We start from the raw sequence: 15,956 nt of genomic DNA, 5'->3' as shown, positions 1-15,956 counted from the left end.
CCCGCCATGATCGCCCGGCTCCGCGACCGACTGGACGCCACCACCGCCCTGCCCGTCGCCGTGGTGCTGCTCGCAGGCCTGACGACCGCGTCGCTGCTTGACGGCGTGCGCGAGAGCGGCGACCTCGCGACACTGGACCAGCCCATGTTGACCTGGGTGCTCGCCCACCGGCTACCCGTGATGACCACGGTGAGCCTGGTCGGCGGCGAGGTCGTGATGAGCGCGATCGCGGTGCTCACCGTCGCGGTGCTCGCGTGGCGACGTCGGTACTCGCAGGCGCTGGTCCTCGGCGGTGCGCTCGCGCTAGCGGAGGGCCTGTCCGTGGTGGTCAAGCACGTCGTGGGACGCTCCCGGCCGCCGTCCTCCGCGGTGATCGGCCCGGTCGAGCGCACCCTGTCATTCCCGTCCGGGCACACGATCGGGACCGCCACCTTCGCCCTCGCCGTGGCCTACCTGTGGTGGCGGGCCCGGCCCCGTCTCGGCCGCGCTCTGCTGGGCCTGGCGGGGGCCGGCGCGGCGACGGCCCTGATGGCGGCGTCACGGCTCTACCTCGCCGACCACTGGCTCACCGACGTGCTCGCCTCCACCGCGCTCGCGGCCGCAGTCATCGCTGTCGTGGTCCTGCTCGACCAACGTTGGCGCCGCACCCACCCCAGCGACGACACCGCGGCAATGGCACCGTGAACGAACGATCGTCGGTGGCTCAGCTGGAGGACGACACCGGTTGCGTGAGCTCGCTCGACGCGGCCTCGAAGACGCCGAGGTCGAGGTCCTCGCCATCTCCCTCCGGCGCCACGCTGCTCGAGCGGATCGAGCAGTCCGGTGCCACGCTCCTCGTCGCCGACATCCGGGGATCACGTGGTAGTAGATTGCGCCAACCCCACACCGATCCCCGAGGGATCCGGTCGCTGCTCGCGAACCTGGCGGACGGCACGGTCATGATCGTGGCCGCGGGCCCCGGGAGGCGGCTGACCTCTCGTCCAGCCGGCCGTGACGTCAGCCAGCAACCGGCGCCTGGCGCCGAGCGCCGATGCGCCCGGCGAGCAGGTGCGCTGTGAGGGCGGCGGTGACGGCCTCGGCGGCGAGGAGGCCGACGAGCACGAGGAGCTGGACCTGGGCGGCCAGCGCGGGTGAGGCGCCGCCGAGCAGCAGGCCGACGAAGGCACCGGGCAGCGTGACCAGCCCTGCGCTACGCGTCTGGTCGATGGCAGGCACGAGAGCGCGCGCAGCGGCGTGACGCGCCAACGGGGTGGCCGCCTGACGGGGAGTCGCGCCGAGCGCGAGCCCGCCTTCCACCAGATGCCACTGAGTCCGTGCGTCGTCCTGCAGCCGACTGCCGGTCAGCGACGCAGCGGTCATCGCCCCGCCGATCACCTGAGCAGCGAACGGCAGGACAGTCTGCGCGCGTAGGGCGAGCGCTCCACTGGCGAGCACGGGGACCAGCGCCGCGGCAGCTCCCGCGACGATGGCCACGATCAAGGCGAGCAGAGCCGAACGCCCCAGGCCAGTCCGGCGGGCAGCGGTCTCGGCTGCGGCAAGCACCATCACCGGCAGGTAGACAGCCACGGCCCCGGGGTGGCGGAACACCCAGGCGATGACCAGGGCGACGAGCGCAAGCTGTACGGCGGCACGTGCCGCCGCAACCACTGCGTCCCGGCGGACCGCGATCTGGGCCGTTGATGTGACGGAGAGGAAGATCACCAGCAGCGCGGCGACGGCAAGCGCGACTCGCACCAGGGACCCTGTGGTCATTCGCGTGGGTCACCAAGGCCGCGGAGCACCCCGGAACGGTACCGCCGCGCGAGCGGCACCAAGGTCCACGAGTCCGGCTCAGCTGACCACGGAACACCATCGCCGACGCTCACCACCGGAGAAGCTCGACGCATGCCAGAGCGCCGAAGCGTCGCCGGGCTCGCGCCCGCCGCACGCGGTCGTCATCGGTGCCGGTCGCCGAGATCGCCGACCCGAGCGATGCCAGGCGCGTGAGCCTCGTGCCATCTCCCGGGCCCGGAGCGTCTTCGCTGGTCATATGCCTGAAGAGTGCGCCATCAGGGACTCGAACCCCGAACCCGCTGGTTTGGAGCCTCTGCGGACGTGATCGACCTCGCGGCGTGGCGCGCCGTGTCCTCATCGGCTGGGGAGTGTGTCGCGTGAGCGGCCTGCGGGGCGCGGTGCCGGCGGAAGGTTCGCGGGTGATGCTCGGGCTCACTGCGGTGACCGTGATCGGCGGGTGGGTGTCTGAGGGCGGCGCGGTCGTGGAGGTGCTGATGCCGTCGGGGCACACGATGCTGTGCCTACCCGGGATGCTGTTCGACCCGATGGCCCCGTCGTGGGCACAGCCCACCGGACACTAGGGCCACCGCTCCCGGCTAGCGCGGCCGGATCGTCCTTGGTGACGGGTCGGGCGTGGCCGATGGGGCACCCGTGAACGGTGACGGGGGCTGGGAGCTCGAGGCTTGGGAGACGGCCCTGCGGGCCGCGGGACGCTCGGAGCAGACGATCGGGTTGCGGCTGTATCACGTGCGCCGCCTGGCACGGTGGGCGGCGCCGGCCGGCCCGTGGGGCCTGCGGCTTGACGACCTGCTGGCGTGGAGCGGGGCACAGCGGTGGCAGGCCGAGACCCGCCGGTCCTACCGGGCCTCGCTGCGGGCGTACTGGCGCTGGGGCGTGGCCACGGGCCGCACGCTGGTGGACGTGGCCGCGCAGCTGCCCGAGGTCCCCCCGGCCAAGCCGGACCCTCGCCCCGCGCCGCCGGAGGCGGTTCAGGCCGCGATCGCGGACGCCGACGACCGGGTGTGGTTGATGATCCGCCTAGCCCACGACCTGGGCCTGCGGCGTGGGGAGGTTGCCCAGGTGCACAGCGACGACCTGTCGCGGGACCTGCTGGGCTGGACGCTGCACGTGCACGGCAAGGGCTCACGCAACCGGGACGTGCCGCTCCCGGATTCCCTGGCACGGGTGCTGCGGGCGCTGCCGCCCGGGTTCGCGTTCCCGGGCGCAGATCACGGGCACCTGTCGGCCAGGTGGGTGGGGCGGCTGGTGGGCCGCCTCCTGCCGGCGGGGGTGACGATGCACCAGCTCCGTCACGCGTGCGCGACCGAGCTGCACGACGCGACCCACGACCTGCGGGCGATCCAAGAGCTGCTCGGGCACGCCTCGGTGGCCACCACCCAGCGCTACGTCAAGGTCCGCCCAGACACCATCCGGGCCATGGTCAATGCCCGGACCGGGTGCCGCGTGGCCTAGCCCTCCTCGGGCTGTGACCCCGCCAGGATCGCGACCACCCGACCCACCGAGATACCGGCGGCCTTGGCCACCGCCCGCTGGCTCATCCCCTGGTCGATCGCCGCGACCACGAGCATGTCGCGCTGCTCGCGCACGTCGTCCAGCACCTCCCGGGCGTCGGCCACCGCCGCCGCTGCCGCCTCAAGCCTGGGGTTCATATCGGTGAGCACCGTGGAAACCATCACTGACCTGCGCTTTCGTGTTCGCCATGTCGGGACGTTCACTTGAGTGAGCAGGGGGGCCCGTGGGTGAACTTACCGCTGTGAGCGGCAAGCGGAATCACCAGGGTGTGCGGGTACGGGGCACCTGTGCCAACGGGCACACCACCGAGACCCGCTCGGCGCCGGGCCGGGTGACCTGGACCGGCCCATGCGGCACCGATGGGTGCGAGCTGCAGGTGCGGGCCCGGCGGGTGCCGGCCGACACGCCGCCACCGCCGCCGGAGACCAAGCCGGCCGGCGAGCCGGAGACCGACCCCTACGCCGTGCGAGAGGTGACCCACTATGGCCAGTCGAAGCGCCGTGCCCCCGCTCGAGCCCAGCGCCCCGAGCGACGAGCCGAGCCCGACCGACGACCTGATCCCGCCCCGGACGAGCCGCCCGCTGGGGGGGATCACGTTCGCGGAGCCGACCCAGGACCCGACCCCGACCCCGGACCCGGTGGGCGAGGACTGGCCTTCGCCCGACGACGAGCCGGCCGACGAGACCGACGCACCGAGCGCGGCACGCCGGACTTCCTCGGCGGCATCCTCGGATAGCCCGTTCAGCAAGGCCGCGATCCGCGACGCCGCGCGCGCGCTGGTCGTGTCCCTGGGCGAGCTCGCGCACGACGCGATGGCCCGCGACCGCGCCGCCCAGGCCGTGGAGCTGTGGCGCACCGACGACGAGGACGCCGAGAACATCGGCGACCCGCTCGGGTCGGTCGCCAACCGGCACATGGGCGACATGGGCGCGGCGAACAACCCCGATGTCGGGGACCTGATCGCCGCCGGCGTGGGGATCGCGGTCTACCTGTTCAAGCAGATGGGCAAGGCCCGCAGCGCCCGCGAGCTGCGCCGCCAGGCCCTCGAGCAGCCGCGCACCCCCGAGGGCCCCCCCGAGGGCCAGGAACGGCCCGCACAGCCCCCCGCGGACCCGCCACAGGCCGCCGAGCCGCTGCCGGCACCGATGGGCCCGGACCCGGGCCGCTACGGGCTCTGAGATGGCCGAGCGGACCCCGGTAGGGCGCAGCACCCCGCCGACCGAGGAGGCCGGCGACGACTTCCCCGTGGTGATCGACCCGGCCCGCCCCGCGCTGATCTCGGCGTGGGGCCGCAAGGGCTCGGGCAAGTCCACGTTCTCCCGCCGGCTGTACGCCTCCTGGCCGTGGGACAAGCTCGCGATCGACGTCAACGGCGACGCGGACCCCGGCCCGGACGCCGAACGGATCACCCCGCCGCTGCCCTCGAGGTGGCCGGCCACCCCGGTCGGCCCGCTCGAGGGCGACCGGCCCCGGTACCGGAACCTGCACTACCGGGCCGACCCCGGTTCGCCCACCTACACCGACGACCTGGACCGGGCGGTGGGCATGGCCTTGCACCCCCAGGCGCACCGCGCCCTGGTGTGGTGCGGCGAGGTCGGGGAGTTCATGCCCTCGGCGCACTCCACCGGCCCGCAGATGCGCCGGCTGCTGCAGCAGAACCGGCACTACCACGCCACCGGACTGTTCGACGGGCCCCGCCCGGTGCACGTCAACCCGCTCGTGCTCGCGCAGAGCGACCTGATCGCGATCTATCACCTGCCCAACCCCGACGACCGGGAACGGGTGGCCAAGACCATGGGCTACCCCGCCGACCGGTTCCACAAGGAGTGCGACGAGACGTTCCGGCGGGGCAAGTACTGGTTCCTGCTATGGGTCGCCGAGGAACACCAGCTCTACCGGTGCGCACCCCTACCCATCGATGAGCAGGAGCAGCCCGCATGACGCGTCTCACCGTGGTGCAGGGCGACGCGTCGCACGTGGCCACGGCACGGGTGTGTGCGTGGTGCCAAGGTCCGATCCCGGCGCAGATGCGGCGCGACGCGGAGTGCTGCTCGACTCGCTGCAGGCAGGCCCGCCACCGGTTCACCCGAGGCGTAGGCGTCGGGTCCGGATCCGCGACGACTCCGCTGCGTCTGGCCTACGCCGATCCGCCCTACCCCGGAAAAGCATGGCTGTACCGCGACCACCCAGACTACGGCGGCGAGGTCGACCACGCCGAGCTGATCCGTCGCTTGTCGACGTACGACGGGTGGGCGCTGTCCACCTCGGCCGAGGCGCTACCCGTCGTGCTGGCGTCGTGCCCACCAGGTGTACGCGTCGCGGCCTGGTTCCGGGGCGCGCGCCCGAACCGTAGTGCTGTGCGGCCGCTGAACGCATGGGAACCGGTGATCTACTCGGGTGGGCGAGCCGTCCGCGATCGACACGCGACGCGTCCAGGCTCCAGCGGAGACGGGTCACACGTCCTCGAGGCCTCCGCGACGGGTCGCACCGACACCCTGGTGCACGTCGCTCGGCCGCGCACGACGGACCCCAAGCGGGTCATCGGAGCTAAGCCGGCGGTGTTCGCCCGGTGGATCTTTGACCTGCTCGGCGCGCTGCCAGGCGACGAGCTGCACGACCTATTCCCCGGGTCCGGTGGGATCGCCCGCGCGTGGGACCTATACGCGTCGCCCTCGGCCGCGCGCGACGCGTAGCCCCACGCCGGCACGACGCGACGCGTCGCGCCGGCCGGCGGGCGCGACGGATCACGCGACGGGCAGCGTCCACAGCGGGTCGCTGGCGGGCAGGTCCCGGAACGCGGGCTTGCCCATGGCCGCCCAGGTGTCCTGCGTGACGTGCTCGAGGTGGGCGTGGGTGCCGTCGCCCACGAGGTCGAACGCGGCGGCGTCGCCGGTCTTGCGGAACACCTCGCCGGGGTTGCCGACCCGGGGAAGGGTCCAGAACGGGTCGGTGGCGGGCAGCTCGGCCACGCGGTCGTTGTCGTGGGCCTGGTCGCCGGTGACCCACCGGCGGGCGGTGCCGAGGTCGGCATAGGCCGCGGCGGCACCGGTGGGCTTGTACAGCACGCGGCCGGTCTGCTCACGCACGACGGATTGCAGCTGGGCGAGTGTGGCCATGATGTCCTCCTCGGGGACGGGCGGGGCCGGTGGGGTCGGGTGCAGGCGTGCGGCGACGGCGGACACCTCGGCAGCGTCGCCGGCGATCTCGAAGTGCATGGCGTCACGGCGCGGGGAGGGGAAGTCCAGGCCCCAGCGCAGCACCCCGTTGTACTTGGCCAGCAGCCGGCGCACGGTGGCGATCTGCGCCGCGGTGAACCCCGGCGCGTAGCCCAGGCCGCGGCCGGAGGCCGGCTGGAACCACTCATAGGGGTGAGCGGCGCCGTTGAGGTCCAGCGCGGTGCCGGAGGTGTGGTTGGACCCGGGGTAGCCGCCGACCAGGGCGTTGTGGTCCACCGACCGGTACCCGTTGATGGTGTGCACCGGCTCGACCTGGGCGGCGTAGGCGTCCACGAAGTCCTGGAAGATCACGGCGACGGCGCCGGCGCGCACGGTGCCGGTGTCGGCGCACCCGGGTGCGGTGATCACGGTCCGGTACAGCGGGGCCACCGCCCACCCGTTCATCGAGGCGGTCATCGCCGCACCCACACCATCGATACGCGCGGGCTTCCGTCGATCGCATTCATGGTCCCTCCCGAGGACGAATAGGCCAGCAACCGGAGGTACTGCCCGGCGGTCATGCGCACCAGGTCGGTGCCGGACAACTCGGGGTCCGTGGTGTCGGAGTTGCACAGCCGCTTGCGTGCTCCGTCGTTGACCGAGTACGCCAGGTATCGGTTCCCGGAGCCGAGGAACGCCGCTGTGACGCTCAGGTGGTACAGGCCGGAGTACCGGCAGAAGATCGCGCTCACGCTGGTGGCTGGCGAGAACATGCTGTCGGGGTTCTCGTCTGCGACGTCCCAGGCCATGTACTGCCACGTCGAGGTGGACCAAACCACCGATGTGGACTTGTGCACGCGCACCACGGGCGGGTCCTCGAGCCCGGCGGTCAGGTTCGGGGCGGCCAGGGGCGCGTCGAGGGTCCAGGTGGGGTTGGTGAACCCGTTGCCGCCGTACCCGGTGAGCCGGCTCACCGTGTCGGCCACCCCGGACACCTCAGGGGTGGCGAGCTCGACGATCGGGCGGGCGGGGCCGGCGGACCAGTCCTCGCCGATGCGCAGGTACCCGGGGGAGGTCTCGGAGGTCTGGCCGGCGTCGGAGTAGAAGTCGATCCGGTCGGAGTCGTTGCCGAGCTGGACGCGCTGGCCGGTGGCCGCGGTACGGATGATGGCCCCGGTGATCGTGGTCCCGTCGATCGCGCCGGCGGCGATCTTGTCCGCGGTGATGGCCCCGGCGGCGATCTTCGCCGCGGTGATCGCGCCGGCGGCGATCTCGGCGGCCCCCACGGCGCCGGCGGCGATCGCACCGGCGTAGACCGCATCGGCCCCGATCGCGGTAGCGGTCACCGCGCCGGCGGCGATCTTGTCGGCGGTGACCGCGCCGGCGGCGAGCTTGCCGGCCAGGATCGCGCCGGCGGCGATCGCGGTGGCGGTCACGGCCCCGGCGGCGATCTTGTCCCCGGTGACTGCCCCACCGGCCAGGGCGACGGCCTTGACGGCGGCGTCAGCGATCGCGGCATCTGTGACGGCGCCGGCGGCGATCGCGTCGGCCAGGATGGCGCCGGCGGCCATGGCCGGGGAGGTGACCGACCCGGCGGCGAGCTTGGCGGTGGTCACGGCGGCGTCGGCCAGCGCGGCGGGTGTCACGGTGCCATCGGCCAGGGCGGCGGCGACCACCCCGAGACCCAGGGTGCCGTCGGACACCTGGGCGGCCGGCAGGGTGACCCCGGGTTGCAGGGTGCCGGGGGTGATCTGATCGGCGCGCAGCGACGTGACCGGGTTGCGGAACCCCATCAGGTCCTCCGCAGCAGCCGGTACTGGATGGTGACCGTGCCCACGGCGAGGTCGTCGGCGCCGGACCACTGCACCAGGAGGTTCTGCGAGGGCCGGATCAGCAGCCCGGCGGGCCAGTCACCGACGTCGAAGTTGCCCGAGTCGGACCCGTCCAGCAGCCTCGAGGGGATCGTGTCGCCGGCGTACCAGCGCACGGTGGTGGCCGCGGCCGAGTCGCAGAACACCACGGCGTGGTCGATCAGCCACAGCTCGTTGTCGGGCAGCTGCCCGAAGTCGGCGGTGGCGGTCCCGGCGATGGCCGGCCCGGTGACCTTGGCGTCGGTGAGGTTGTCCACCAGGGACCACCCGGATGCGGCCGGCAGCGCGGCCGGCAGCAGGACCCCGGTCATGCGCCGGGGATCATCCGGGTGAACCACGGGCGGAACCGTCCGCGCCGCTCGTAGGCGTCCCACAGCAGCCACGACCCGGCGAACAGCATGGCCGTGGCGGCGACCACGGTCACCTGCTGGGAGCGGATCGGGTGGCGCCTCACGGGATCACACCGGTTCCCTTGGGCGCCGCCGGCGGGGCCGGTGTGGCGGGCTCGACCGGCGGGGCGGGGCGGGCCATGCGGGGCAGGGCCGCGCCGCCGCCGGCGCCGGCGGAGACCAGGGCGACGGTGGCCAGCACCTCGGGCACGGACACCCCGAGGGCGGCGAGCACGGTGATGGCGATCACGGACAGGCCGGCGAGGATGAACGCGGCCAGGTCGGCGGGGAACTTGCTCATCGGAAGATCGGTCCTCTCACTCGGAAGCGCTGGGGTGGTTCGTCGTCGTCCTCGTCGGGTTCGGGGTCCGGCCAAGGAGGGACCGTGACCCCCTCAGCTCGCAGCACGTCCTCGAGCTGGTGGATCCGCTTGTAGGCGCGCCGGTTGGACCGCTCGAGCGCCCCGATCCGGGACTCGAACCGCTTGGACAGGCGGGTGTCGGAGCGCAGGGCCAGGAACACCGACCACAGCAGCAGCACGACCAGGGCCACGCCGGCGACGTCGGAGGACACGGGCAGCATCAGGAGACCGCCCCGACCCACACCGACCCCTGCAGCACCCCGGCGCCGGTCGAGCTGGCCACGATGTACAGGCCGTTGACGAAGCTCACGCCGTCGCCCAGGGCCACGGTCTCGGAGGTCTCGGCGGCGAGCTCGACGAACGCGAGGTAGTCCCCGTTGTCGGCCTGCGTGGAGTCCCGGATGGCGACGGTGACCGGTCCGCCGGTGGCGCGCAGCGACCAGCCGACCAGCCGGCCCTGGCCGTTCTGCGCCAGGGTGCGCCCGCCGGCGCCCACGGGCACGTTGCGGGCGGCGCGCAGCGCGATCGCGCCCTCGAAGGACCGCAGCCCGGAGGCGAGCTGGGCGGCGTACCGGTCGAAGCTCGTGGCGAGCTGCTGCAGCTGCTGCTCGACGGCGCCCATCACAGCACCGCCCCGGCAGCCTTGACGATCTTCGGGCTGACCACGGCCGACACGCCCATGATGACCAGGGTGAGGCCGGCGGCGACGCCGGCCAGGGTGAGCGCGGCACCCATGATCGTGTTGCCCCAGGTGGTGGGGTTCAGTGCGTCCAGCGGGTTCATCGAGACTCCCGTCTTCGCTGCCGTGGGGGTGACCGTGGCCCCGCCGCTGGCCCCGGTGGGCGCGGTGGTGTTCCACGAGATGTGCACGTGTCGCATGTGGTTGGGGTCGTACCCGGGCTTGGACCCGGGCCGGTAGGCCATCGCCGTCCACCCGCCGCCGGGGGTCCAGCGGCGCTGCTGCCAGATCAGGTACTTGACCCCCAGGGCGGAGGCGTGGGCCTGCACGTAGGCCACGAGCTTGTCGCCCACGGCCTTGCCGGTGGGGAAGTCCACGGCCAGCCCGGTGCTGTGCCCGGTGGTCGGGTCGGCGGTGTCCCCGGCCCGGTACCCGTACACGGTGGACAGGCCGAACGCGCCGGCGAGCTGGTCGGCCGCCGAACGCACCCAGGGCTTGACCCCGCCCAGCTGGGAGTCGACGCCACTCACTTGGGCGTCCGGTACTTGGCCGGCGCGTCGGTGCCGACCACGGTGCGGTTCCACAGCGGGTCGGTGGCGTTGACGTCGGTGTACTTGGGCTTGCCCGCGGCCAGGTACGCGGCACGGTCCAGCCACTTCATGGTGCCGTTGTTGAACGCCTCGTACACCGCGGTCGTGCCGGCGCGCCGGTAGTACCCCTGGGACACCGGGGTCATGGTCTCCCCGGGCGGCACGGAGGTGCCCGGGTCGGCCGGCACCGGGGTGGGGATGGTCGACGGGTCCGGGTTGTTCAGCTGGTTGAGCTGGTCGCGAATGTCCTGCAGCTGGGGCTGCAGCGCGTTGTACACGTCGGTGCCGGTCGAGTCGTAGGTCCCGGCCGACCCGGGGGTGTAGTAGGACGGGGACGGCGCCGACCCGGACGGGTAGGACACGGCCGAGCTGGTCCCGCTCGAGGTCGCCCCGCCGGACTTGCGCCGGGAGGTCGCCCAGGCGAGGCCGGCCACGCCGACGGCGCCGGCGATGGCCAGCGGCTTCTTGTTGCGCGCCAGGGACGCCTTGAGCTGGGCGAGGTTCATCAGCCGGCCTTCCTGCCCAGCCGCTGGGCGAAGATCGTCTCAGCCGGGGTCGACAGCACCCCGGCGGCCCGCTCGTCGGGCAGCGTTGAGGTCTCCTTGGACACCGGCCGGGCGGAGCCGAGGTTGGCTGCCCCGGTGAACCCCTGGGGGGCCACGGCGTACCCGGAGAACCGCTCGATCGGGTCCAGGACCCGGCGGGCGGCGGCCCGGGTGCGGCCGGCTGCGGCGGTCACCGCGGCGAACAGCCCCCACCCGCGCGGGTCGGTGCCGTACTCGGTGATCTCCACCACGCGGGCGTTGATCGCGTTGTTGTGGGCCATGGCTCAGCGACCCTGGAAAGCCTTGATCGTGCCGATACCGCCGCGCGCGCCCTCGGCGATGACCTTCCGGGCGCCCTCGGCGTTGAACACGACCAGGTACAGCGCGATGAGCCCCGTGCCGTACTTGAGCATCTGGCGAAGCATGGTTCCTCCTCAGGCGCTGACCGGGGCGGGCAGCGACGGTCCGGTGAACGACGACGGTGTGACGGTGGGCGTGCTGGTGGTGGTGCGCCGGTCCGGGACCGCCGGCACGGTGGGGTCAAGGGCCCTGTTGATGACGGACTGCAGGCCGGCGAACGCCTGGCCCACGCGCCCCGATCCGCCGCGGGACACGATGGCCTGCAGGGCGATCAGACCGAGGCCAGCGGTCAGGGCCGAGGTGAGCGCCCTCACGAGCTGGACCCCACGATCCCCAGGCGCTGCAGCGCGTTGCCGGCCACGACCTGCGTGATGACCCACACGCCCAGGATCATCAGCACCGCGCCGCCGGCCGCCGAACCCTTCACCACGACCCACCCCCCGAGTCCGAGGCGCCGCCGCCGGCCTGGCCGGAGGACCCGAAGCCGGAGCGGCCCGAGCCTCCCGCGGTTGCAGGGGCGGCGGCACCGGTCCGGTTGAGGAACTTGGCCGCCAGCAGCGCCTTGACCCCGCCCGGGCCCGAGCGCAGCCACGTCAGACCGACCGCCCAGGCCAGCACGCCCAGGACCAGGCCACCGATCGTGGCGCTGGCGCCCCCGGAGGTGGGCCGTGGCGCCGGCCGGCCGGACGGGGAGGCCGCGTCCGGCCGGCCGGGCTCTGCGTTCTCAACCGGTGGCGTGGGGGGCGTGCTGGGCTGTGCGGGGGGCAGCACGGACCGGGCCTCGGCGAGCGTCGAACCGTACTCGTCACGGATGATCCGGGCCGTGTCCGTCCTCGAGGTGCCCGCGGCCAGCAGCTGCTTGGCGCGGTCGCTGGCGGTGGTGGCCTTGGCCGCCTTGCCGGCCGCGGCCTTGGCGCTCGAGCGCGCAGCAGCGCGGCCGGCCGCCTTGCCGGCGACCGCCCGAGCTGCTGGGGCTGCGAACGTCACGAGTGCTCCTTGGGTCAGGACTTGCCCAGCGCCACCGACGCCTTGGCCTTGCCGACCCGGACGTTGGTGGACACGGCCATGAACCCGAACGTGATCGCGGCGATGCCGGCGAACCACAGCAGCGGGGAGTCCGGGTGCCAGAGCTCCCGGGCGTGCTGCTCGGCCGCCGACGGCGCCGGGATCGAGGACGTCTCGGTGTGCTGCGGGGTCGCCGCCCCGCCGGCCGTGAGCCCGAAACGGGCCCCGGCCGGCTGGGCGGTCCAGTCGGCTGCCATGGTCAGGCGGCCTGACCCGACAGGTAGACCTTCTCGGTGACGTACTCGAGCGCGGGGCTCGCGAGCACCACGCCGTCACCGATGGTGGTCACCAGGCGGAAGTCGGCGGTCGTGCCCAGGTCCACCACGTCGCGGAAGGCGTTCTCCGCGGCGAAGTCGATCAGGCCGAAGCCGTACTGGCCGCCCAGGTCGCAGTTGGTCAGCCGCTCGGCCTTCTGCCGCATCCGGGCGCCGGACACCACCCGGTCGGGGGTCTCGTTGGAGCCGTAGCGCCACGCCTGCAGACCGAAGTTGGCGTCGTTCTGCACCAGCGGGGCCGCCGCGGTCCCGGCACCGTTCCACACCTGCCAGAAGATGCGCAGGAGGGACTGGCCGGCGCCCGAGCCCACGATCACGGACTCGTTCTCGGCGTTGCCGAGCTCGGTCGTGCGGGACTGGATCAGCGAGTGGAACAGCGACAGGTCCGGCACCACGATCTGACCGTTCGGGCCGATCGGGATCGAGTACTTCGTGGTCTCGATCTGGAAGGTTCCGGCCACGGTCACCGCGGCGTCGGAGGTCAGCGCGAACAGCTCGGCCACGGTCGCCAGGTCGATCGTCAGCGACAGGTCGGTGCTCGAGGTGGCCAGGAAGATCGCACCGGCGAGGTCGATCTCGTCCTCGGCGACCGGCACGGGCCAGGTCACGTCCACGTCGTAGGTGGCGTCCGCGATGCCGGTCTCCCCGGAGCCGACGCCCCAGGACTCCGAGGCCATCGACAGGGTGCCCTGCGTGACCGCGGCCGCGCCGATGGTGCGCGACACACCACGGTCGTCCTGGTCGCCCTTCTTCATCACCTCGCGGGCCTTGAGCTTGGCCCCGGAGACGTTGATGAGGTTGGAGACCCCGTTGGCCGAGAACTTCACGGCCTTGAGCAGGTCGTAGGGCCAGCGGCGGGCCGTGGCCACCGTCCCGGCGCCCTTGACGGTGGTCACCGTGCCGACGAACCGGATGTTGATCCCGGCCAGGATGTCCGACCGCAGCAGCGGGAACGTGATCGAGGGCTGGGGGTTGGCGCTCGAGTAGTTCTCGGTGCGCTCGGTCGCCGTGTGGCGGCGGGTGCGCCGGAAGAACTCGGCGGGGTTGACGGACTCTGCCGGCACAGCCACGCCCTGCATGTAGCGCTGCGTGCCGGTCTCGCGCGTGACAGTGGGCATGTCAGCCGTTCCTCCGGGTGTTGTAGGCGTTGAGTGTCTGCAGCCCGGGGATCGGCAGACGGTCGGCGGCGATGTTGAACAGGGTGGTGCTGATGATCGAGACGCCGCCGACGGCGACCCAGAACATCAGCTGACGCGGCGCCCTCATGGGTCAGGGCGCCATCTTCAGACCGGGCACCTTGCCCTTGGACTTCTCGTAGGCCACGACGACGACCAGGGCGACGCCGGCCGTCAGCAGCAGGTTCTTGATGGACACAACGACTCCTCGGTTCGGGGACCTACACCACCGGTGGGACCACGAACGGCCCGCACCCAGAACCCCCCCGGGATGAGGTGCGAGCCGCACGAGGTCCAACCGGTGCGACACGCTCACCGTGGAAAGCCGGGGGTGGCGGGTCAACCAACGTCCCGACACCCCCGGCCCGCTCACCGTGGCGAACTAGCCCCCGCGTCCAGGTCGCTGACCAGGCCACTTGCCTCCCAGATCAGCGCCGCCGTCACCTCGGGAACCTCCCCGGTGGAGTGCCTACCCCGGTAGCGCCGGCCCGGGTTGCGCAGGAACTCCGCCAGGTCCAGACGCACGTCCTCGAGCGTCACCGCCCGCAGGTGCCGGCCCGTCGCCGCGTACAGCTCGGTCATCGCAGCGACCGGTCGATGCTGAACAGGCACGACTCGGCGTCTTCGAACCGGTCCGGATCCAGCGCGGTCACGTCCAGCATCCCGCGCACCCGGCCACGGACGTGCCCGGCGGCGTAGGCGGTGCGCACGATGTTGGCGTGCAGGGCGAAGATCGTGCCGGCGATCAGGCCGCGGCCGATCCACTTGACGATCGTGGTGTTCATCGTTCCCTCCCGGGGTTGGTGTCGGCGGACCGGGCGGCCCGCTCGCGGCGCTTCTCGTTCGTCTTGCCGGCGGTGCACACCGGGCAGCGGCACCCGCGCCGGTAGCCGGCTGCCCCGTGGGTGATCGGCTTGGGCCGGTTGGCCCGGTCCCGCTCAAGCAGGACGCCGGTCACCCGGCGCAGCTCGACGTCGATCCGGTACCGGGCGCGCATCAGCTCGGCACGGCGTTGGGCCAGCGCCGGGGTGCTCATCTGGTGCACGGGCAGCTTCACGGGGCCCGCCAGGTGCCGCGGGGCCGGCGGGAGCGGGCCCGGGCGAGCTCGTCCAGCACCCGGCGCGCCTCGAGGTGCCCGGGACCGAGAGCGTCACGGACCGCGCCGGCCGCGTTCCGCTCGGCGGCCGCGGCGTCGCGCCTGGCCCGCTCGGCCAGCTGCGCGGCGAGGCGTTCGCGGGCCTCGGCCGCGGCGACCTGGCCCGGGGAGGCCATCGGCGCGCCGGTCTTGTCACGCCACGCCGACAGGCGCCAGGTCAGCCACGCGGCGAGGTTGTGCGGGTCGATGCCCGTGGCCCCGTCGTAGGGCCAGGGCCGGCCGTCGGGTCGCCGATCGATCGCTGCGAGCAGCTCGCCGGCCGACCAGCCGGCGTCGGCGAAGTCACGCACCACCCAGGCCACGTACCGCTCGGAGATGCCCCGCAACGCCGGGGTCCGAGCGCGAACGGCCCTTGACAGGGCCAAGGCGGCCGCCATCCTGTCGTCCTTGCGTCTGAGACCCGGCCGGTCGCCACCTGCCGGCCGCCCGACCGGGCCGTCCACGCGCTCGAGCCCCGCGCCACGCGCCGCAGGCGCCGACAGACGGCCGCGCAGCGGCTCCGATGGTGGTTCGCTCTCTCGCGCGCGCGGGGGGTGAGTTCCACTCACAGCGGGTAGACCCGTGGGGGTCTCATCTTCGTCCACAGCCGCCAGCGGGCTAGGCACGCACAGCACGTACACCGCAGCCTCGGCCACGCCCGCGTCCCGCGCGGCGGGCTGGTAGGCGGCCGACCGGCCGGTGGCCACCACACCCACCAAGCCCACCGCGCGCAGCCGCGCCAGAGCACGCGCCACCGTCGCCCGTGAGCGCCCGGTGCGCTCGCACAGCACCGCCCAGGTAGGTCGGGACGTGATCGTGTCCCAGTCGGCCCACCAGGCCAGGTGGCGGGCCACCTCGAGCACCGTGGCCCGCCCGTCCGCGCGCAACTCGTCCAGCGCCCCGCACGCCGCGACCGCCTCGAGGAACGCCCGCTGCGACGGGGCCCGGGACGAGCCCTCCGGGATCGCCCGCGCCACGACCGACTGGCGGGCCTCGTGCCGGCGAGAGACCCGCACCCGGAAGCCCCCGGGCATGCCAAAGTCCCGCCCG

29 protein-coding genes and 1 tRNA gene are annotated in these 15,956 nt (G+C 73.2%); 6 read left to right on the top strand and 24 right to left on the bottom strand.

Annotation, left to right across the window (positions count from 1 at the left end; all coding sequences use genetic code 11):
- Positions 1-6 precede the first annotated feature (6 nt).
- A complete protein-coding gene (locus Q6348_RS08150) occupies positions 7-684 on the top strand; it encodes a phosphatase PAP2 family protein (RefSeq protein WP_304600800.1) in 678 nt (225 codons plus the stop codon).
- A gap of 19 nt (positions 685-703) precedes the next feature.
- Here the strand turns inward: Q6348_RS08150 and Q6348_RS08145 are convergent, their stop codons facing one another.
- The 3 genes from Q6348_RS08145 to Q6348_RS08135 all read right to left on the bottom strand — a co-directional run bounded on the left by Q6348_RS08145 (position 704) and on the right by Q6348_RS08135 (position 2,118).
- Complete coding sequence (locus Q6348_RS08145; RefSeq protein WP_304600799.1) at positions 704-847, bottom strand: hypothetical protein; 144 nt, start codon at positions 845-847, stop codon at positions 704-706.
- A 149-nt stretch (positions 848-996) separates the two neighbouring features.
- The gene (locus Q6348_RS08140; RefSeq protein WP_304600798.1) at positions 997-1,734 is read right to left on the bottom strand and encodes an ABC transporter permease; all 738 of its coding nucleotides are present in this window, start codon (positions 1,732-1,734) and stop codon (positions 997-999) included.
- Positions 1,735-2,041: 307 nt separating this feature from the next.
- Positions 2,042-2,118: transfer RNA gene (locus Q6348_RS08135), tRNA-Trp, on the bottom strand.
- A 32-nt stretch (positions 2,119-2,150) separates the two neighbouring features.
- Here Q6348_RS08135 and Q6348_RS08130 point away from each other — a divergent pair.
- Both Q6348_RS08130 and Q6348_RS08125 read left to right on the top strand, forming a co-directional pair.
- On the top strand, positions 2,151-2,354 hold the full coding sequence (locus tag Q6348_RS08130; protein WP_304600797.1) for a hypothetical protein: 204 nt from the start codon (positions 2,151-2,153) through the stop codon (positions 2,352-2,354).
- Positions 2,355-2,424: 70 nt separating this feature from the next.
- Positions 2,425-3,246, top strand: coding sequence for a tyrosine-type recombinase/integrase (locus Q6348_RS08125; RefSeq protein WP_304600796.1), 822 nt, complete (start codon positions 2,425-2,427; stop codon positions 3,244-3,246).
- Here the strand turns inward: Q6348_RS08125 and Q6348_RS08120 are convergent.
- Positions 3,243-3,467, bottom strand: coding sequence for a hypothetical protein (locus Q6348_RS08120; protein ID WP_304600795.1), 225 nt, complete (start codon positions 3,465-3,467; stop codon positions 3,243-3,245). The genes Q6348_RS08125 and Q6348_RS08120 overlap by 4 nt on opposite strands.
- 321 nt (positions 3,468-3,788) lie before the next feature.
- Between Q6348_RS08120 and Q6348_RS08115 the strand changes: the two genes are divergently transcribed.
- The 3 genes from Q6348_RS08115 to Q6348_RS08105 are packed head-to-tail and all read left to right on the top strand — an operon-like array spanning position 3,789 to position 5,999.
- Complete coding sequence (locus Q6348_RS08115) at positions 3,789-4,484, top strand: hypothetical protein (RefSeq protein WP_304600794.1); 696 nt, start codon at positions 3,789-3,791, stop codon at positions 4,482-4,484.
- 1 nt (position 4,485) lies between these two features.
- Positions 4,486-5,247 (top strand): hypothetical protein, encoded by a 762-nt coding sequence (locus Q6348_RS08110; RefSeq protein WP_304600793.1) that lies wholly within the window; start codon positions 4,486-4,488, stop codon positions 5,245-5,247.
- A complete protein-coding gene (locus Q6348_RS08105; protein WP_304600792.1) occupies positions 5,244-5,999 on the top strand; it encodes a hypothetical protein in 756 nt (251 codons plus the stop codon). Before Q6348_RS08110 ends, Q6348_RS08105 begins: the two co-directional genes overlap by 4 nt.
- Positions 6,000-6,050: 51 nt before the next feature.
- On the opposite strand, the gene Q6348_RS08100 is transcribed toward Q6348_RS08105, so the two are convergent.
- From Q6348_RS08100 to Q6348_RS08005, 20 genes are all read right to left on the bottom strand, one after another.
- Positions 6,051-6,938, bottom strand: coding sequence for a M15 family metallopeptidase (locus Q6348_RS08100; protein ID WP_304600791.1), 888 nt, complete (start codon positions 6,936-6,938; stop codon positions 6,051-6,053).
- The gene (locus Q6348_RS08095; protein WP_304600790.1) at positions 6,935-8,254 is read right to left on the bottom strand and encodes a hypothetical protein; all 1,320 of its coding nucleotides are present in this window, start codon (positions 8,252-8,254) and stop codon (positions 6,935-6,937) included. The genes Q6348_RS08100 and Q6348_RS08095 overlap by 4 nt, the downstream gene beginning before the upstream one ends.
- On the bottom strand, positions 8,254-8,643 hold the full coding sequence (locus tag Q6348_RS08090; RefSeq protein ID WP_304600789.1) for a hypothetical protein: 390 nt from the start codon (positions 8,641-8,643) through the stop codon (positions 8,254-8,256). The genes Q6348_RS08095 and Q6348_RS08090 overlap by 1 nt, the downstream gene beginning before the upstream one ends.
- Positions 8,640-8,786, bottom strand: coding sequence for a hypothetical protein (locus Q6348_RS08085; protein ID WP_304600788.1), 147 nt, complete (start codon positions 8,784-8,786; stop codon positions 8,640-8,642). Before Q6348_RS08085 ends, Q6348_RS08090 begins: the two co-directional genes overlap by 4 nt.
- Complete coding sequence (locus Q6348_RS08080; RefSeq protein ID WP_304600787.1) at positions 8,783-9,022, bottom strand: hypothetical protein; 240 nt, start codon at positions 9,020-9,022, stop codon at positions 8,783-8,785. The genes Q6348_RS08085 and Q6348_RS08080 overlap by 4 nt, the downstream gene beginning before the upstream one ends.
- Entirely contained in the window at positions 9,019-9,303 is a 285-nt protein-coding gene (locus Q6348_RS08075) for a hypothetical protein (RefSeq protein ID WP_304600786.1), read from the bottom strand. Before Q6348_RS08075 ends, Q6348_RS08080 begins: the two co-directional genes overlap by 4 nt.
- The gene (locus Q6348_RS08070) at positions 9,303-9,704 is read right to left on the bottom strand and encodes a hypothetical protein (protein ID WP_304600785.1); all 402 of its coding nucleotides are present in this window, start codon (positions 9,702-9,704) and stop codon (positions 9,303-9,305) included. The genes Q6348_RS08075 and Q6348_RS08070 overlap by 1 nt, the downstream gene beginning before the upstream one ends.
- A complete protein-coding gene (locus Q6348_RS08065; protein ID WP_304600784.1) occupies positions 9,704-10,291 on the bottom strand; it encodes a VldE C-terminal domain-containing protein in 588 nt (195 codons plus the stop codon). Before Q6348_RS08065 ends, Q6348_RS08070 begins: the two co-directional genes overlap by 1 nt.
- A complete protein-coding gene (locus Q6348_RS08060; RefSeq protein WP_304600783.1) occupies positions 10,288-10,857 on the bottom strand; it encodes a hypothetical protein in 570 nt (189 codons plus the stop codon). Before Q6348_RS08060 ends, Q6348_RS08065 begins: the two co-directional genes overlap by 4 nt.
- Positions 10,857-11,177 (bottom strand): hypothetical protein, encoded by a 321-nt coding sequence (locus Q6348_RS08055; protein WP_304600782.1) that lies wholly within the window; start codon positions 11,175-11,177, stop codon positions 10,857-10,859. Before Q6348_RS08055 ends, Q6348_RS08060 begins: the two co-directional genes overlap by 1 nt.
- A 3-nt stretch (positions 11,178-11,180) precedes the next feature.
- A complete protein-coding gene (locus Q6348_RS08050; protein ID WP_304600781.1) occupies positions 11,181-11,321 on the bottom strand; it encodes a hypothetical protein in 141 nt (46 codons plus the stop codon).
- A 9-nt stretch (positions 11,322-11,330) separates the two neighbouring features.
- Positions 11,331-11,570, bottom strand: coding sequence for a hypothetical protein (locus Q6348_RS08045; protein ID WP_304600780.1), 240 nt, complete (start codon positions 11,568-11,570; stop codon positions 11,331-11,333).
- A 109-nt stretch (positions 11,571-11,679) separates the two neighbouring features.
- The gene (locus Q6348_RS08040) at positions 11,680-12,243 is read right to left on the bottom strand and encodes a hypothetical protein (protein ID WP_304600779.1); all 564 of its coding nucleotides are present in this window, start codon (positions 12,241-12,243) and stop codon (positions 11,680-11,682) included.
- Between the two features lie 14 nt (positions 12,244-12,257).
- On the bottom strand, positions 12,258-12,518 hold the full coding sequence (locus Q6348_RS08035) for a hypothetical protein (RefSeq protein ID WP_304600778.1): 261 nt from the start codon (positions 12,516-12,518) through the stop codon (positions 12,258-12,260).
- A 2-nt stretch (positions 12,519-12,520) separates the two neighbouring features.
- Positions 12,521-13,714, bottom strand: a complete 1,194-nt coding sequence (locus Q6348_RS08030) for a hypothetical protein (protein WP_304600777.1) — start codon at positions 13,712-13,714, stop codon at positions 12,521-12,523.
- 1 nt (position 13,715) lies between these two features.
- The gene (locus tag Q6348_RS08025) at positions 13,716-13,862 is read right to left on the bottom strand and encodes a hypothetical protein (RefSeq protein WP_304600776.1); all 147 of its coding nucleotides are present in this window, start codon (positions 13,860-13,862) and stop codon (positions 13,716-13,718) included.
- Positions 13,863-14,140: 278 nt separating this feature from the next.
- The gene (locus Q6348_RS08020) at positions 14,141-14,353 is read right to left on the bottom strand and encodes a hypothetical protein (RefSeq protein WP_304600775.1); all 213 of its coding nucleotides are present in this window, start codon (positions 14,351-14,353) and stop codon (positions 14,141-14,143) included.
- On the bottom strand, positions 14,350-14,556 hold the full coding sequence (locus Q6348_RS08015; RefSeq protein WP_304600774.1) for a hypothetical protein: 207 nt from the start codon (positions 14,554-14,556) through the stop codon (positions 14,350-14,352). The genes Q6348_RS08020 and Q6348_RS08015 overlap by 4 nt, the downstream gene beginning before the upstream one ends.
- Complete coding sequence (locus tag Q6348_RS08010; RefSeq protein ID WP_304600773.1) at positions 14,553-14,828, bottom strand: hypothetical protein; 276 nt, start codon at positions 14,826-14,828, stop codon at positions 14,553-14,555. The genes Q6348_RS08015 and Q6348_RS08010 overlap by 4 nt, the downstream gene beginning before the upstream one ends.
- Positions 14,825-15,940 (bottom strand): helix-turn-helix domain-containing protein, encoded by a 1,116-nt coding sequence (locus Q6348_RS08005; RefSeq protein ID WP_304600772.1) that lies wholly within the window; start codon positions 15,938-15,940, stop codon positions 14,825-14,827. The genes Q6348_RS08010 and Q6348_RS08005 overlap by 4 nt, the downstream gene beginning before the upstream one ends.
- Between the last annotated feature and the right edge of the window lie 16 nt (positions 15,941-15,956).

The organism is Actinotalea lenta, from assembly GCF_030586465.1.
In the GTDB taxonomy this organism is placed as follows: domain Bacteria; phylum Actinomycetota; class Actinomycetes; order Actinomycetales; family Cellulomonadaceae; genus Actinotalea; species Actinotalea lenta.
Note: the sequence above shows the minus strand (reverse complement) of the source record. Positions and strands in the feature narration are given on the sequence as shown.

Excerpts from the sequence above, each read along its gene's own strand:
- Q6348_RS08150 (WP_304600800.1), top strand. The coding sequence starts at position 7 with ATGATCGCCCGGCTCCGCGACCGACTGGACGCCACCACCGCCCTGCCC.
- Q6348_RS08145 (WP_304600799.1), bottom strand. The coding sequence starts at position 847 with ATGTCGGCGACGAGGAGCGTGGCACCGGACTGCTCGATCCGCTCGAGC.
- Q6348_RS08120 (WP_304600795.1), bottom strand. The coding sequence starts at position 3,467 with ATGGTTTCCACGGTGCTCACCGATATGAACCCCAGGCTTGAGGCGGCA.
- Q6348_RS08115 (WP_304600794.1), top strand. The coding sequence starts at position 3,789 with ATGGCCAGTCGAAGCGCCGTGCCCCCGCTCGAGCCCAGCGCCCCGAGC.
- Q6348_RS08110 (WP_304600793.1), top strand. The coding sequence starts at position 4,486 with ATGGCCGAGCGGACCCCGGTAGGGCGCAGCACCCCGCCGACCGAGGAG.
- Q6348_RS08105 (WP_304600792.1), top strand. The coding sequence starts at position 5,244 with ATGACGCGTCTCACCGTGGTGCAGGGCGACGCGTCGCACGTGGCCACG.
- Q6348_RS08100 (WP_304600791.1), bottom strand. The coding sequence starts at position 6,938 with ATGACCGCCTCGATGAACGGGTGGGCGGTGGCCCCGCTGTACCGGACC.
- Q6348_RS08095 (WP_304600790.1), bottom strand. The coding sequence starts at position 8,254 with ATGGGGTTCCGCAACCCGGTCACGTCGCTGCGCGCCGATCAGATCACC.
- Q6348_RS08090 (WP_304600789.1), bottom strand. The coding sequence starts at position 8,643 with ATGACCGGGGTCCTGCTGCCGGCCGCGCTGCCGGCCGCATCCGGGTGG.
- Q6348_RS08080 (WP_304600787.1), bottom strand. The coding sequence starts at position 9,022 with ATGAGCAAGTTCCCCGCCGACCTGGCCGCGTTCATCCTCGCCGGCCTG.
- Q6348_RS08075 (WP_304600786.1), bottom strand. The coding sequence starts at position 9,303 with ATGCTGCCCGTGTCCTCCGACGTCGCCGGCGTGGCCCTGGTCGTGCTG.
- Q6348_RS08070 (WP_304600785.1), bottom strand. The coding sequence starts at position 9,704 with ATGGGCGCCGTCGAGCAGCAGCTGCAGCAGCTCGCCACGAGCTTCGAC.
- Q6348_RS08060 (WP_304600783.1), bottom strand. The coding sequence starts at position 10,857 with ATGAACCTCGCCCAGCTCAAGGCGTCCCTGGCGCGCAACAAGAAGCCG.
- Q6348_RS08055 (WP_304600782.1), bottom strand. The coding sequence starts at position 11,177 with ATGGCCCACAACAACGCGATCAACGCCCGCGTGGTGGAGATCACCGAG.
- Q6348_RS08050 (WP_304600781.1), bottom strand. The coding sequence starts at position 11,321 with ATGCTTCGCCAGATGCTCAAGTACGGCACGGGGCTCATCGCGCTGTAC.
- Q6348_RS08035 (WP_304600778.1), bottom strand. The coding sequence starts at position 12,518 with ATGGCAGCCGACTGGACCGCCCAGCCGGCCGGGGCCCGTTTCGGGCTC.
- Q6348_RS08030 (WP_304600777.1), bottom strand. The coding sequence starts at position 13,714 with ATGCCCACTGTCACGCGCGAGACCGGCACGCAGCGCTACATGCAGGGC.
- Q6348_RS08025 (WP_304600776.1), bottom strand. The coding sequence starts at position 13,862 with ATGAGGGCGCCGCGTCAGCTGATGTTCTGGGTCGCCGTCGGCGGCGTC.
- Q6348_RS08020 (WP_304600775.1), bottom strand. The coding sequence starts at position 14,353 with ATGACCGAGCTGTACGCGGCGACGGGCCGGCACCTGCGGGCGGTGACG.
- Q6348_RS08015 (WP_304600774.1), bottom strand. The coding sequence starts at position 14,556 with ATGAACACCACGATCGTCAAGTGGATCGGCCGCGGCCTGATCGCCGGC.
- Q6348_RS08005 (WP_304600772.1), bottom strand. The coding sequence starts at position 15,940 with ATGCCCGGGGGCTTCCGGGTGCGGGTCTCTCGCCGGCACGAGGCCCGC.